The following is a 14,234-nucleotide window of genomic DNA, read 5'->3' on the forward strand; positions in this document are numbered from 1 at the left end:
TAGGCACGAGCTACAAGCTCGCGCCAGCGAGGGTGAATTGTGAATTGTGAATTTTGAATTTTGAATTTTGAATTGAGCACGAGCTACAAGCTCTGTTCTTGATAGGCACGAGCTACAAGCTCGCGCCAGCGAGGGTCAGTGCGCACCAGCGGGGATAGAGTAGGGGGTTAGTGATTAAAGAGTACTTCGCCGTACATTCCTATCTTTAAGTAGCCATCGTTCTTTACTTTGACTTTGATGGCGTAGACGAGGTTAGCGCGTTCGTCTTTGGTCTGTATGGTTTTAGGGGTAAATTCGGCTTTGCTGGCGATGTAGGTTATTTCTCCTTTGTAGGTGTGCTGCTCGCCTTCTGCGGCATCGGTGTGGACGGTAACGGCTTGTCCTAACTTGACTTGTGGCAGTTGGTTGCCGGTGATGTAGGCTTTGAGGGTGAGGGTATCGGTATTGGCTATCTTATAAAGTGGCTTTCCGTAGGTTTGCATTTCGCCTTTTAGGGCGTAATTGACAAGTACTGTGCCGGTAGTAGGGTTGATAATCTCTCCTTGATTAATTTGTGCTTGTACGGCTTCGGCATTCTTTTGCAAGGGGACTTCTTGGCTTAATATGCTGTTGTTCTGAGTGTTGATATTGGTGAGGCTTGCTTTGAGCTGGTTTTGTGTTACGGCGAGTTGCTTTTGGAGCTGGCTAACTGCGGCGGTGAGGTCATCTAACTGCTTTTGTGTGGCAGCACCTCCTGCTACGAGTTGTTTCACACGGCTTAGTTCGTGCTGTTGTTGTTCTAACTGTGCTTTTTGTACTTCGTACTGGCTTCGTATGAGTGCGGCTTGATCATCGGGGTTTAGAGTTTTGTTTTTGAGTGTGGCGATGGTGGCTTCTACTTGCTGTTTTTGCAGTTGTAGCACTTCGGTATTTATTTGTCCTACTTTTTGTCCTTCGGTGAGGGTTTGTCCTTCTTGGACGTTGTAGGAGATAAGTTGCCCGTTTTGTTGGGCTGAAACGATGACTTCATCGGCTATAAAGTTGCCTGAGGCATCGAAATTGTTTTTGTGATTGCAGGCGATAAGGGCTGCAAGAGCGGTGATAAGAGTTATTTTTTTCATTGTTAATTAATCATTAAGTATTAGTTTTTGGTTTTCTTGGGCTTGTATTAGTTGTATTTGGTGTAGTTGTAGGGTTTGCTGGGCGAGGTGCTGGGCATTGATTTTTTGGAGGTATTCGTGGGTGGTAATAACACCATTATCTAACTGCACTTGGGCGGCTTGGGTAATGCTTTGGTGTAGGGCTACATTCTCTTTGTCTTGCTCTATCAGCTTTTGTAGCTTTTTGAGCTGCTCGGACTGCTGAGTAAGGTCGAGTTGGGTGTTGCGCAAAAAGGTATCGCGGTCAGCCAAGAGACTTTCGTGGCTTAGGCGGAGTATATTCTTTTTGCTGGACAAGTTGTACAGAGGGCTTAGGTTCCACTGCAAACGGACGCCTGTGATGTAGTAGAAATCGGCTTGGTTATTAAGTATATTGAGTGTAGGACGCCCATATCCGCCTTGGAAAAACGCGCTTAACTTGGGCATATATTCGCTATTGAGCTGTTTTTCTTGGGCTTTGAGCAGCGACTCTTGTAGCTGAAATGCTTTGAGTTCGGGGCGTAGGTTTTCGCTGGATAGGGGCTTACTTGCTAACTCGGACGCAGGTAGTGTGAGTTGGGTGGCGCTGGTGAGTTCTTTTCCTATGAAGATGGATAGCATTTGCAGGTAGGAGGCTTGTGTGGCTTCATATTCAGTAGATTGCATTGTTACTCGTAGGATTTCGGCTTTGAGCTCGGCTACATTGCTGGGCAGTGTGGTGCCGTTTTGTAGGGCTACTTCGGCTTTGTTGAGTTGTGATTGTAGGGTTTGGGTATTAAGTTGGTTTTGAGTACGTTGTGCTTCGATAAGGAGTATTCCGAAGTATAGGTTGCTCACGCGCTGTTTGAGATTATACAACTGCGTTTCGACTGCTTGGATTTGGACGGCAGTTTGTGCTTTGGTGATAACTTTCTGACTGCGAATTGCCCCACCTCCATAGAGCAGTTGGCTGACCTCGCCTACCACCTTATATTGCTCTTTATCAATAGTAGGCAAAGAGATGTTGGGTGGCAAAGGGAGTACACCTACAACAGACTTGGAAAGGTCGGTTACTTCGGACTGGTAAGTAGCTTGCCCCAAGATAGAGAGCTGTGGGAGGTAGGCACGATTGGCATTGGCAAGGGTGTAAGCTTCGGTTTTGGTGAGCAAGTCGAGCTTTTTGACGGTGGGGTAATTCTCTTGAGAGAGTTGGTAACAATCATTTAAGGTTATCGTTTGTTGTGCGATACCTATGATTGGAAAGAGCAGAAGTGATGTTATGAACTTCATATGTAATTGTTGTTTATGTTATACAATACGTTTAACCATTTGGTTAGGGTATAAATAAAAAAATATATGCCCTACTAATCACCCGTTTTAGGTAGGGACAATATCGTCTTAATCCATTGAGGAATAAGGGTTTTGCGTTGGATCATTAAGGCTTTGTATTGCTCTTCGGGTAGGTTGGTAATTGCGCTTAGCATAGGCTTAGCAACGAAAGGGAATATCACCAATCCGATAACGTTGAGAATAGTGTGCATTAGATTAGGCTCAGTTACTATTCCTTGAATTACGGCTTGGGCATACTGACGGGCGAATACTGAGTGAGTAAGGGCTTCGTTTATAGGAGTTTGTTCTACAAAGAATTGTGGATTGGGGCGTACTTCGTTGAGTATAAAGGTGGGTAATTCGGGTTCTTCTAAGAGTAAATCGATATAATTAGCCACTACACGCTCTATTTTTTCTTCTAAGGAGGTATTTTCATCATTGAGTATGCTCCCTACTCCTTTAAAGAATTGTGTCATTGTTTCCATCATTACGATTTCAAATAGTTTTTCTTTGCTACGGAAATAATAGTTGAGCATAGCGTGGTTTATATTGGCTTCTTCGGCGATGTCGCGGGTACGTGTTGCGGCATAACCTTTTTGGTGAAATACTTTGCGGGCAGCTTGCTTGATGCGTTCTTCGGTACTTGTATCCATTATTAGTTATTAACTGTTTAATTCTGGGTGCAAAGGTACGCTAACCGATTGTATTAACCAAATGGTTAATGTTAATTTTTTGTTAAGTTTTTTATGAGGTAGGTGGAGGGTAATTTTGAATTATGAATTAAGAATTTTCATTAAACATTAATCATTGCATATTAATCATTATTCATTATTTTTTTGTATCTTTGCATCAAACTTTTAAATTGATATTATACTAATGGTTAAGAGATTGTTTTTAGGGGTTGTTGGGCTTGTTTTGACAATGGGCTGCAACCATACAAATAGCGATAAAGTAGCTGATACTGTGGCTACTAAGGGATTGGTGGCAGAGCACGCTATGGTAGTGTGTGCTAAGGAGGAGGCTGCGCAAATAGGCTTGGCAATATTGCAGAAGGGCGGCAATGCGTTTGATGCAATGGTGGCTACGGAGCTGGCTTTGGCGGTGAGTTACCCGAATGCGGGGAACATTGGCGGGGGTGGTTTTATGGTGTACCGCTTGGCTGATGGCGAAAAGGGGGCGTTGGACTACCGCGAAAAGGCTCCTGCGAAGGCGCATAGGGATATGTATTTGGACAAAGACGGCAAGGTAATTGCCGACAAGAGTACGCTGGGGGCTTTGGCTATTGGGGTGCCTGGTACGATTGATGGGCTATTTGCCGTGCACGAACGCTTTGGCAAGCTACCGATGGCGGAGCTGATTCAGCCTGCTATTGATTTGGCTCGTAATGGGGTGGTTATTACACCTTTACAGGCTGATTTTTATATGAATAAGAATGTGGAGCTGATAAAAAAGGCTAATAACTACATTACGCCGTTTGAGAATGGTTGGAAGGCGGGCGAGCGTTTTAAATATGAGGAGCTGGCGCAGACTTTGGAACGCATTAGAGATAACGGTAGGGCTGAGTTTTACGAGGGTGAAACGGCGAAACGAATAGTGAATTATGTGCAGGAGCTGGGGGGAATACTCTCACTAGAGGACTTGAAAGGCTATCATTCGCAATGGCGCAAACCTATTACATTTAACTATAAAAACTATACGGTGAGCTCTATGCCGCTGCCTTCGAGTGGGGGTATTTGCCTCGCGCAGATACTCAAGAGTGTAGAGCCTTACCATATTGAGCAATATGCGCATAATGGGGTGGAGTATATCCAGCTACTTGTGGAGGCTGAAAGGCGTGCATATGCTGACCGCGCTTACTATATGGGTGATCCTGACTTTGTGAAAGTGCCTGTAGAGGAGTTGCTATCGGCGGAGTATTTAAAGGGGCGTATGGATAGTTTTTCGTGGGATAAGGCGAGCAAATCGAGCGAGATTAGGCAGGGTACTATAGTGGGGTATGAGAGTGATGAGACTACGCATTACTCTATAGTGGATAGTTTTGGCAATGCGGTGGCTGTAACTACTACGCTGAACACCAACTACGGCTCTAAAGTGTATGTGAAAGGAGGCGGTTTTTTCCTAAATAACCAAATGGACGACTTTAGTATTAAGCCAGGTGAGCCTAATACTTACGGGCTAGTGGGCTCTGAAAAGAATGCTATTGCGCCTCATAAACGTATGCTGAGCTCTATGGCGCCTACGATTGTAGAGGAGAATGGGAAGCTACGAATGGTAATAGGTACGCCTGGGGGCTCTACAATTATTACTTCGGTATTGCAGTGTATGCTGAATGTGTTTGAGTATGGAATGACGATGCAGGAGTCGGTAAGCCAACCTCGTTTTCATCATCAGTGGCTTCCTGATGATGTGATGTTTGAGCCTAAGGGCTTTGCTCCTGAGGTGATAAGCCAGCTAAAGGCGAAAGGGTATGTAACAAAAGAGGAGAACTTTGTGATTATAGGCAGGGTAGATGCTATTTTGGTGGATAAAGATGGTAAATTGGAAGGGGGAGCAGACCCACGAGGTGATGATGTGGCAAGGGGATTTTAGGACTTTTTTTATAGAGAAGTATTGTTAGTTTATAAAAAAGTTGTACTTTTGTGTCGTTTTTTAAAGATACAACAAATAGAAGATGAATGTAGAAACTGTTGCTACTAAGCCAGATTGGATACGGGTAAAGCTTCCTACAGGGAAGAAATACACCGAATTACGGAATGTAGTAGATAAATATAATTTGCACACAATTTGCACTTCGGGCAGCTGCCCTAATATGGGTGAATGCTGGGGTGAGGGTACGGCTACTTTTATGATTCTGGGGAATATCTGTACTCGCTCGTGTGGTTTTTGTGGTGTAAAAACCGGACGACCAGAATCGCTGGACTGGGAAGAGCCAGAGAAGGTGGCACGCTCTATCAAACTGATGAATATTAAGCACGCTGTACTTACCTCGGTGGATAGAGATGACCTGAAGGATATGGGGAGTATTATATGGGCTGAAACGGTAAGAGCTGTAAGGCGTATGAATCCGCAGACAACTATGGAGACGCTTATACCTGATTTTCAGGGTGTGGAGCGTAATTTGAACCGTATTTTGGGTGCAGCTCCTGAGATTATCTCGCACAATATGGAGACGGTGCGCCGCCTTACTCGCGAGGTGCGAATACAAGCAAAATACGACCGCAGCTTGGGTGTGTTGCGCTACTTGAAAGAGAATGGTGCTAATCGCACTAAATCGGGGATTATGCTGGGCTTAGGCGAAAGGGAAGAGGAGGTAATTGAGACACTTCACGACCTGAAAGAGGCTAAGGTGGATATTGTAACAATAGGACAATACTTGCAGCCAAGCAAGCGACACTTGCCTGTAAGGGCTTTTGTAACGCCTGACCAATTTGCTAAATATAAGGAGATAGGTATGAGTTTGGGCTTCCGACACGTGGAAAGTGGTGCGCTGGTACGCTCATCATATCGTGCTCATAAGCATGTTTTATAGGCATAAAAAAGCGATAGCTGTTTAAATAGCTATCGCTTTTTTTGTTTGTAAGGTTCTTATTTATTAGACTTCATTTCTGAATAAAGTATGCTTGAGTAGGAACTCTAATAGCAGTAATACACCTGCAATAAGTACCCATAATCGGAATTTTTCATCTACTTCGGTGTATTTAAATTCTTCTACTTTGGTAGTTTCCATTTGATTGATTTCATCGTAAATTTGTTGTAGTTTTTGGTTATTAGTAGCACGGAAATAGCGTCCGTTGGTAGTTTTTGCTATTTTCTTCATTAGCGGCTCATCAATATCTACTTGTTGCATTCGGTAAATAATGCTTCCGTCTATATTAAGGGCGTAAGGTGAAAGTGCCATTCCGTTGGTACCGATACCTACGGTATATACCTTGATGCCGTATTCAGCAGCGAGTTCGGCTGCCGTTTGTGGGTCTATAAAACCAGTATTATTAACACCATCGGTGAGAAGGATAATGACACGGCTTTTGGCTTTGCTTTCTTTTAGCCGATTTACGGCAGTGGCTAATCCCATACCGATAGCTGTACCATCTTCTATTTGCCCGTAAGTGAGTTCGGAAAGAGCGTTGAGGATAATGCTTTTGTCGCTAGTTACAGGGGTTTTGGTATAGCTTTCGCCTGCGTAAATTACGAGTCCTATACGGTCATTAGGACGGTCTTTTACGAATTGAGAAGCTACTTTCTTGAGGGCTTCAAAGCGGTTTGGCTTGAGGTCTTGCGATAGCATACTTGCTGATACGTCAATAGCCATTACTATATCTATGCCTTCGGTTATCTTGGTTTTTGCACTTTCTGAGCGCGTTTGGGGGCGTGCTAAGGCTATGATTAGTAGGGCTATGGCTATTATTCTAAGCAAGAATAGCAGGTGGTAAAGCTGATTGTAGAGGCTTTTTGCTCTTTTGAAAGCTACGGTGGAGGAGATGGTAACGCTGGGTTTTGACTTTTTATCCCAAAAGAAATGCCATAATATCATCAATGGCAGTAGTAATAAAAGCCAAAAGAACTGGGGGTGAGCAAATATAATATTCTTGAACATTTTAGTAATTCTATATTGATGTATTATTCGGTTTTGAAAACTATTGAGCCTACTACCCTTTGAGCTATGGCTTCGGCTTGAGGATTATCTACATAAGTAATGAGCAGTTGCTGCAAGGCATTGTTCTCTGTAAAGCTATAAAGTTCATAAGAGGCTATGAAACTATTTCCTTTTACATCGGGGATTGTCATTTTGCCATATACTTTTATTCCTTTGGCACCTGTAGCGGAGGTGTATTCTTCTTGCAAGGTAGTAATGTTTTTAGCTCCTGCTTTGTCTAACTGCGAGAGTACGATTTCATTTACCTTCTGAGGATCTAAAGTAAGCTCTTGTTGCGCTCCTTGTTGGGCAGTGTTTTGTGCCTCTTTTTTGAATGTAATAATGTTGGTCATTATATACAAAGGAGCATTGAGACTACCCCAATAGAACGTTTGCTGGCTACCTATGAGCGACTTATATTCGGCTACATCTACAATTTGCTTGCGGATAAGTACCTCTGGGGTAGTAAGTTCAGTAATAGGATAACCGTAATCACTGGTAACCCATTCTTGATTGTTTAGCTTTTTATAGTCGTTTAGATAGCTATCTGACAGCTGATTGTAGGCTATTATAAAGAGCGGTATCAGCAATATAAAGCAAATAGTTCCTATAACCGCATAACGATTGTACTTTTTGCGGCGCTCAGCTATTTTTATTATTTCAAGTGTAAAATTATCATTGATAGGCTGCCCCTCTACAACTTCTGTAGGGATAGCCTCTTTGGTTTTTATCACTACATTCTCAATAGTTTCACGGTCGTACTCTGCGTTATTATCAGAGGGCTTACTTTTGGCAAACTTCACTAAGTCGGCATTTTGTAATACACGCTTTAAGTTGAGAATGGTTTCTTGCGAAAGGTTTAGTTTTCCCTCACTTTGCAGTAGATTGATTTTAGTGAGCAGTTCATCGGTAGTACTTTCCTTAGCCAAAATATGTACTTCATCTTCTAAATATTCCTTTACGATATCGGTCAGACGGGTGTAATATTCCTTGTGTTTTGATTCTATGAGGTACTTAGAGTTTTGTAACTCTTTGAGGTCTTGAATAGCACGGTCAAAAGGTAAGAGCTTTTTGCGTTTCTCTTCGGGTGAAAGTTTCTTTCTTCGGAAAACAAAAAAGTATGATAGAAATAATAAGGCAATTATTGCTAAAGCTGCCAATAGCCACCATAACCAAGCCATAGAACTTGTGGGTTTAGCGACATTTGTAATAGGTTTTATCTCATACAGAGGCTGTTTGAGGGTATCTATGGCAACAGTGTGCACTTCTATTTGTAAGGAATCAAGATAGTAATCCTTATCACTAATACGCACTCTTTGGCGTGGAATGGTGTATTTTCCTTCGTCAAACTGTGTGAGGTAGTATTCTTTTATAAGTGTATAGCTTGCACCATTGCGGATAGTATCGGTATCACGTGCTTTTACCATCTCCAATGGCATAAACGTTTGCCCCTCAGGAAATATAACTACATTCCCATTAGAGTTTTCTACCGATATTTTATAGTGGATTTGTTCTCCTATTTTGATATTTTTGGTATTAGTTTCTACCTTTACTTCCTGAGCGTAAAGTATAGGGCAAACTAATAAAAATATACAATACAATAAATGCTTCATTTTCTTTATAATCTGTTTTTTTATTAGCAGATAAGCCTACTTTCTTATTGGTTAACTATCTTATCTTCTCTTAAAGTAACCTAACAATTTTTGTGTGTAACTTTCATCATTTCGGCAACTTACAACACCAGCCCCCGATTTCTGCCACAAGCTCTCAAAATAATTCACTATTTCACGATAATAAGCAGCATATTCCTTGCGCACCTGTCCTGAAGCTGTATTTACTCGCATCAACTCTCCTGTTTCGGCATCTTTTACCATTATATAGCCCAAATTAGGCAATTCTACCTCCTTAGCATCATAAACACGTACGCCCGTAATATCGTGTTTTTTTGCAGCTATCTGTATAGGCTTCTCATAGCCCGTATCCATAAAGTCCGACAGCATAAACACTATAGCTCGTTTTTTCATCACTCTGCTGAGGAATTGTAAAGCTTCACCTATATTTGTTTTAAAACTCTTAGGCTGAAATTCTAAAAGCTCTCTTATAATACGCAACACGTGTGATTTTCCTTTTTTAGGAGGAATATACAGCTCTATCTGGTCAGAGAAAAGAATTAAGCCTGTCTTATCATTGTTCTGAAGTGCAGAAAATGCCAATGTAGCTGCAATTTCGGTGATAATCTCACTTTTAAACTCTTCTTTTGTACCAAAGAGCTCGCTCCCACTTACATCTACCATTAACATCAATGTAAGTTCACGTTCCTCTTCAAATACTTTCACAAAAGGCTCGTTGTAGCGCGCAGTTACGTTCCAATCTATATTCCGAATATCATCACCAAACTGATACGGACGCACCTCACTAAAGGTCATACCACGCCCTTTGAAAGTAGAGTGATACTCACCTCCAAAAATATGATCAGAGAGCTTGCGCGTCTTTATCTCTATTTTACGTACTTTTTTTAGTAACTCTTTTGTGTCCAAAACAAATTATAATACTGATGTTATTACTTTAGTTGCCAATTATAAAACTCATAGTTATTCTGAGCATCGCTTATGAGGTCTTCATTTATACGTTCAATGTCAAAAGCATCTCTGTCCCAAGGCAATTCATAGCCTATTTCAGTAAGCCACTGTTTATAGTTATTATAATCAGCTTTAGGCTTTTTAGTTTCTAATACTTCCAACATTTCATAATACCCCCATATTCCCCCACAATTTTCGGGCGGAGGACACCCCTTACCTTTCAAACAAACAGGGTATAACAAAGTCTCCTCATCAATAGCTTCTAGCACAACCTTATGCTCCCACGAATCTCCAAAATCATATTCGTAAATAATATAATCTTTTTCTTTTTTCAATACATCTGAAAGCAAAGTAGTTTCTGCTTCCTTGTAAATATCCTTTCGCGAATGCATTAATACCGATAGCGGATCGTTAGGGTCAAAATCATCATCTTCATCATCAGGAACATACCCCATTTCTTTTCCCATCTCCAAGTCCTCCTCAGTTTTTATAAAAAGTCGTTGTTCGTTACGAGAAGATTTATAAAACTGATACAAATGAGAATTTTCCCACAAGAAAAGAGACTGTATCACATAATGCAGTGTTTTAAAAGTGAGATTGCTATTCACCTTTACCCGTCTCCAAATAATAGGCTTGGAAGAACCATCTAATGTTATTTTTAATGTATAAGCCATTCCTATAATGTTAATTGTTAATGATTAACGGCTATGGTACTTCAATTGTATTTACTATTTTATGGATAAGTTCTACCGAAGTGATATTTTCGGCTTCAGCTTCATAAGTGATACCAATACGATGACGTAATACATCAAATACTACAGCACGTACATCTTCAGGAATTACGTATCCACGCCTTTTGATAAAAGCATAACATTTAGCTGCCATAGCCAAGTTGATAGTACCACGAGGTGAAGCCCCAAAGTTAATAAGAGGTTTAAGGTCTGCCAAATTATATTTTTCAGGATAACGTGTAGCAAAAACAATCTCTAAGATATATTTTTCAATCTTCTCATCCATATACACTTCTCTTACCGCAGCTTGTGCCGATAATATTTGCTCCAAGCTCACCGTTTGATTCACTACCGCATAAGAATTACTAAGGTTATCCCTCATAATTTGCTGTTCTTCGTCCAGTTTAGGGTAATCTATCACCGTTTTCAGCATAAAACGGTCTACCTGAGCTTCGGGTAGGGGGTAAGTCCCCTCCTGTTCTACAGGGTTTTGAGTAGCCATTACCATAAAAGGAGTATCTAGTTTAAAAGTAGAGTCTCCAATGGTTACTTGGCGTTCCTGCATAGCTTCCAACAAAGCAGATTGTACTTTAGCAGGAGCTCGATTTATCTCATCTGCCAATACAAAGTTAGCAAAAATAGGACCTTTCTTTATAGAAAACTCATTCTGCTTAATGTTATAAGTCATTGTACCAATCACATCAGCAGGCAACAAATCAGGAGTAAACTGAATTCTGCTAAATGACCCGTGTACCGATTTTGCAAGCGTATTGATAGAGAGCGTTTTAGCCAATCCAGGCACCCCTTCTAAAAGAATATGCCCTTTACCTAAAAGCCCAATGAGCAAAGCGTTTACCATATGTTTTTGCCCAACAATAACTTTATTCATTTCGGCAGTAAGTACATCTATAAATGCACTTTCTTTCTCAATCTTTTCGTTTATCTTGCTGATATCTACTGCAGTTCTTTGTTCCATATATTAATTATTTTTTTCAATATTTTCATTGTACAAATATTATGCCGCACACTGCAAAAGTACAAAATAATTTTAATCTACAAAAACAAAATAACGCAGAGCTATTACTCTGCGTTATTCTGAACATAAATTTTAATACAAAATGAAACAAATTCTCGTGATCACGACAGGATTCGAACCTGTGACCGTCTGCTTAGAAGGCAGATGCTCTATCCAGCTGAGCTACGTGACCCCCTATACTCCAAAAAAAATATTCCAATAATGCAACTCATCAAGAAACATTAATGAAATATTATTTTTAGTCGGGGCGGCAGGATTCGAACCTGCGACCTCCTGGTCCCAAACCAGGCGCGATGACCGGACTACGCTACGCCCCGAATAATTAACAGCCTTTTTATAAAAAGATGCGGAGAGACTGGGACTCGAACCCAGGCGACGGTTACCCGCCGACAGATTAGCAATCTGCTCCGTTACCACTCCGGCACCTCTCCCACTATATCTTTAAGAACTTGTTTTGTCTCATTTGCGGTTGCAAAGGTACTACTTTTTTCATTACCTGCAAATTTTTTAGCAACTTTTTTTCTTATTTTTTTATCTATTTTTATTAACTATCTATCTATTAGATATTTATATATAATATTTTTTTCTACCCACTCCTGTTAATTAGCCATTTCACTGATAAATTTTAAACGATATATCCGCAATTCATCGTCTTCGTAATCGCCTGCAAACTCTTTTGAGGCAAGTGATATTTTATCACTCTCAGCCTCCATAAAATATTCGTGTAACTCTTCTTGCTGCTCTTCATCAAAAATCTCATTCACCCAATAATCTATATTTAGCTTTGTACCACTATATACTATCTGTTCCATTTCCTTTAAAAATTCGTCCATTTCCAATCCCTTAGCTTGTGCAATATCAGGCAAGGGCAGTTTCCTATCTATATTCTGAATAATGAACAATTTTAGTGAAGAGTTAGAACCTGTAGTTTTTACTATCAAATCCTCAGCACGCACTATTTCATTCTCTTCCACATAGCGTGCTATAAGTTTTACAAACTCACCACCATATTTCTTAGCCTTGCCTTCTCCTATTCCGTGTACATTAGTAAGCTCCTGAATTGTAATAGGATATTTCAGCGCCATATCTTCCAATGAAGGGTCTTGAAACACTACAAACGGCGGTACCCCTTTCTGTTTTGCTACCTTCTTACGCAAATCCTTTAGCATCTCAAGTAGCACTGGGTCTGCTACCGAAACAGTATTGTTATTACTCTCATCAGGTTCTTCCTCAAAAGTATGGTCTTCAGTCATCATAAAAGAAGGTACCTCTACCAAAAATTCTTTACCCTTATCGGTAATAAACATAACACCATAGGTTTCAATATCTTTACGGATAAGCCCATTTACCATTACCTGTCGCAATAGTGCCATCCAATAAGCATCATCTTTATCTTTACCTATTCCAAAAAATTCTTGTTCATCAATACGATGAGCCTTAATCAGCGCACTAACCTTACCAATAAGAGTGTTTACTATCTCCTTAGCTTTAAATTTCTGCTTAGTAGCAATAATTACATTTAGTAATTTCACTACATCATCTTTTGCCTCTTTCTTTTCTTTGGGGAAGCGTACATTGTCGTCCATATCGGCACCCTCGCCATTCACTTCGTCAAATTCTTCGCCAAAGTAATGTAAAATAAACTTGCGGCGTGAGCTTGAAGTTTCAGCATATGCCACAATGTCTTGTAGCAATGCCTGACCTATTTCCTGTTCGGCAATAGGCTTGCCTATCATAAATTTTTCTAATTTCTCTACATCTTTATACGAATAGAAAGCCAAGCAATGACCTTCGCCACCATCACGCCCTGCGCGTCCTGTTTCTTGATAGTAACTTTCTATACTTTTAGGAATGTCGTGGTGTATTACAAAGCGCACATCAGGTTTATCAATCCCCATACCAAAAGCAATGGTAGCCACTACTACATCCACTTCTTCCATCAAGAACATATCCTGATGTTTAGCACGTGTTTTGGCGTCTAATCCAGCGTGGTAAGGTACTGCCGAAATACCATTCACTTGCAAAGTTTGGGTAAGTTCTTCTACTTTTTTTCTACTTAAACAGTAAATAATCCCCGATTTTTTTGGATTTTGTTTTACAAAACGAATAATATCAGCATCTACATTTTTAGTTTTTGGGCGTACCTCGTAATACAAATTAGGACGGTTGAATGATGATTTAAAAACATTTGCATCAGTCATTGCCAAGTTTTTCAATATATCTTCTTGCACTTTAGGCGTAGCAGTTGCTGTAAGGGCTACTATGGGTATATTAGTACCCAATCGTTCTATAATAGTTTTTATATTGCGATATTCAGGTCTGAAATCGTGCCCCCATTCCGAAATACAATGCGCCTCATCAACAGCCACAAATGAAATAGGTACTGTCTTCAAAAAATTAGCATATTCTTCTTTTATAAGCGATTCAGGAGCTACATATAGTAGTTTCGTTTTCCCATTGCTAATATCTTCCATTACCTCACGTATCTCATTTTTAGTAAGCGATGAGTTAAGCACGTGAGCAATACTATCCGTTGATGAAATACCTCTCATAGCATCTACCTGATTCTTCATCAATGCTATAAGTGGCGAAATAACAATAGCGGTACCCTCTAACACCAATGCAGGTAGTTGGTAACATAATGATTTACCACCCCCTGTAGGCATAATCACAAAAGTATTTTCTTTGTTAATTACGCTGGTAATAATTTCTTCCTGGTGCCCTTTAAACGATTCAAAACCAAAATAATGTTTTAGAGCACTATGTAAATCATCTTTTGTCATTTTATATCTAAATTCTTATGTTGTGTTTTTTCCTCTTCAACAATTA

The 14,234-nt window shown here is 40.4% G+C and carries 11 protein-coding genes and 3 tRNA genes; 2 read left to right on the plus strand and 12 right to left on the minus strand.

Features of this window, described 5'->3' with window-relative positions:
• Positions 1-167: 167 nt before the first annotated feature.
• The 3 genes from HMPREF9075_RS00375 to HMPREF9075_RS00385 form a co-directional block, all read right to left on the minus strand.
• Positions 168-1,100: an HlyD family secretion protein gene (locus tag HMPREF9075_RS00375; protein WP_009414596.1), complete on the minus strand. Its 933-nt coding sequence runs from the start codon at positions 1,098-1,100 to the stop codon at positions 168-170.
• A 6-nt stretch (positions 1,101-1,106) separates the two neighbouring features.
• On the minus strand, positions 1,107-2,387 hold the full coding sequence (locus tag HMPREF9075_RS00380; RefSeq protein WP_009414597.1) for a TolC family protein: 1,281 nt from the start codon (positions 2,385-2,387) through the stop codon (positions 1,107-1,109).
• Positions 2,388-2,461: 74 nt separating this feature from the next.
• A complete protein-coding gene (locus tag HMPREF9075_RS00385; protein ID WP_009414598.1) occupies positions 2,462-3,079 on the minus strand; it encodes a TetR/AcrR family transcriptional regulator in 618 nt (205 codons plus the stop codon).
• A 223-nt stretch (positions 3,080-3,302) separates the two neighbouring features.
• On the opposite strand from HMPREF9075_RS00385, the gene ggt reads away from it, so the two are divergent.
• Positions 3,303-5,015, plus strand: a complete 1,713-nt coding sequence (gene ggt, locus HMPREF9075_RS00390; protein WP_009414599.1) for a gamma-glutamyltransferase — start codon at positions 3,303-3,305, stop codon at positions 5,013-5,015.
• Between the two features lie 82 nt (positions 5,016-5,097).
• Complete coding sequence (lipA, locus tag HMPREF9075_RS00395; protein WP_009414600.1) at positions 5,098-5,955, plus strand: lipoyl synthase; 858 nt, start codon at positions 5,098-5,100, stop codon at positions 5,953-5,955.
• A 63-nt stretch (positions 5,956-6,018) separates the two neighbouring features.
• Here lipA and HMPREF9075_RS00400 read toward each other — a convergent pair whose 3' ends face one another.
• The 9 genes from HMPREF9075_RS00400 to recQ form a co-directional block, all read right to left on the minus strand.
• Positions 6,019-7,020: a VWA domain-containing protein gene (locus tag HMPREF9075_RS00400; protein ID WP_009414601.1), complete on the minus strand. Its 1,002-nt coding sequence runs from the start codon at positions 7,018-7,020 to the stop codon at positions 6,019-6,021.
• A 23-nt stretch (positions 7,021-7,043) separates the two neighbouring features.
• Positions 7,044-8,672 carry a BatD family protein gene (locus HMPREF9075_RS00405; RefSeq protein ID WP_009414602.1) on the minus strand — a complete coding sequence of 543 codons (1,629 nt, stop codon included), beginning with the start codon at positions 8,670-8,672 and terminating at the stop codon, positions 7,044-7,046.
• Between the two features lie 60 nt (positions 8,673-8,732).
• Positions 8,733-9,596, minus strand: coding sequence for a DUF58 domain-containing protein (locus HMPREF9075_RS00410; RefSeq protein WP_009414603.1), 864 nt, complete (start codon positions 9,594-9,596; stop codon positions 8,733-8,735).
• Between the two features lie 23 nt (positions 9,597-9,619).
• The gene (locus HMPREF9075_RS00415; RefSeq protein WP_009414604.1) at positions 9,620-10,312 is read right to left on the minus strand and encodes a plasmid pRiA4b ORF-3 family protein; all 693 of its coding nucleotides are present in this window, start codon (positions 10,310-10,312) and stop codon (positions 9,620-9,622) included.
• A gap of 31 nt (positions 10,313-10,343) precedes the next feature.
• On the minus strand, positions 10,344-11,345 hold the full coding sequence (locus HMPREF9075_RS00420; protein WP_009414605.1) for a MoxR family ATPase: 1,002 nt from the start codon (positions 11,343-11,345) through the stop codon (positions 10,344-10,346).
• A 158-nt stretch (positions 11,346-11,503) separates the two neighbouring features.
• Positions 11,504-11,577 (minus strand) — tRNA-Arg (locus HMPREF9075_RS00425).
• Positions 11,578-11,647: 70 nt separating this feature from the next.
• Positions 11,648-11,722, minus strand: a tRNA-Pro gene (locus HMPREF9075_RS00430).
• A gap of 30 nt (positions 11,723-11,752) precedes the next feature.
• Positions 11,753-11,836, minus strand: a tRNA-Ser gene (locus HMPREF9075_RS00435).
• A gap of 168 nt (positions 11,837-12,004) precedes the next feature.
• Positions 12,005-14,188 carry a DNA helicase RecQ gene (recQ, locus tag HMPREF9075_RS00440; RefSeq protein ID WP_009414606.1) on the minus strand — a complete coding sequence of 728 codons (2,184 nt, stop codon included), beginning with the start codon at positions 14,186-14,188 and terminating at the stop codon, positions 12,005-12,007.
• Between the last annotated feature and the right edge of the window lie 46 nt (positions 14,189-14,234).

Origin of the sequence: Capnocytophaga sp. oral taxon 332 str. F0381 (assembly GCF_000318275.2) — a bacterium.
GTDB lineage: Bacteria > Bacteroidota > Bacteroidia > Flavobacteriales > Flavobacteriaceae > Capnocytophaga > Capnocytophaga bilenii.

What these genes read in the sequence shown, in the direction of transcription:
- HMPREF9075_RS00375 (WP_009414596.1), bottom strand. Translation starts at nt 1,100, where the DNA reads ATGAAAAAAATAACTCTTATCACCGCTCTTGCAGCCCTTATCGCCTGC.
- HMPREF9075_RS00380 (WP_009414597.1), bottom strand. Translation starts at nt 2,387, where the DNA reads ATGAAGTTCATAACATCACTTCTGCTCTTTCCAATCATAGGTATCGCA.
- HMPREF9075_RS00385 (WP_009414598.1), bottom strand. Translation starts at nt 3,079, where the DNA reads ATGGATACAAGTACCGAAGAACGCATCAAGCAAGCTGCCCGCAAAGTA.
- ggt (WP_009414599.1), top strand. Translation starts at nt 3,303, where the DNA reads ATGGTTAAGAGATTGTTTTTAGGGGTTGTTGGGCTTGTTTTGACAATG.
- lipA (WP_009414600.1), top strand. Translation starts at nt 5,098, where the DNA reads ATGAATGTAGAAACTGTTGCTACTAAGCCAGATTGGATACGGGTAAAG.
- HMPREF9075_RS00400 (WP_009414601.1), bottom strand. Translation starts at nt 7,020, where the DNA reads ATGTTCAAGAATATTATATTTGCTCACCCCCAGTTCTTTTGGCTTTTA.
- HMPREF9075_RS00405 (WP_009414602.1), bottom strand. Translation starts at nt 8,672, where the DNA reads ATGAAGCATTTATTGTATTGTATATTTTTATTAGTTTGCCCTATACTT.
- HMPREF9075_RS00415 (WP_009414604.1), bottom strand. Translation starts at nt 10,312, where the DNA reads ATGGCTTATACATTAAAAATAACATTAGATGGTTCTTCCAAGCCTATT.
- HMPREF9075_RS00420 (WP_009414605.1), bottom strand. Translation starts at nt 11,345, where the DNA reads ATGGAACAAAGAACTGCAGTAGATATCAGCAAGATAAACGAAAAGATT.
- recQ (WP_009414606.1), bottom strand. Translation starts at nt 14,188, where the DNA reads ATGACAAAAGATGATTTACATAGTGCTCTAAAACATTATTTTGGTTTT.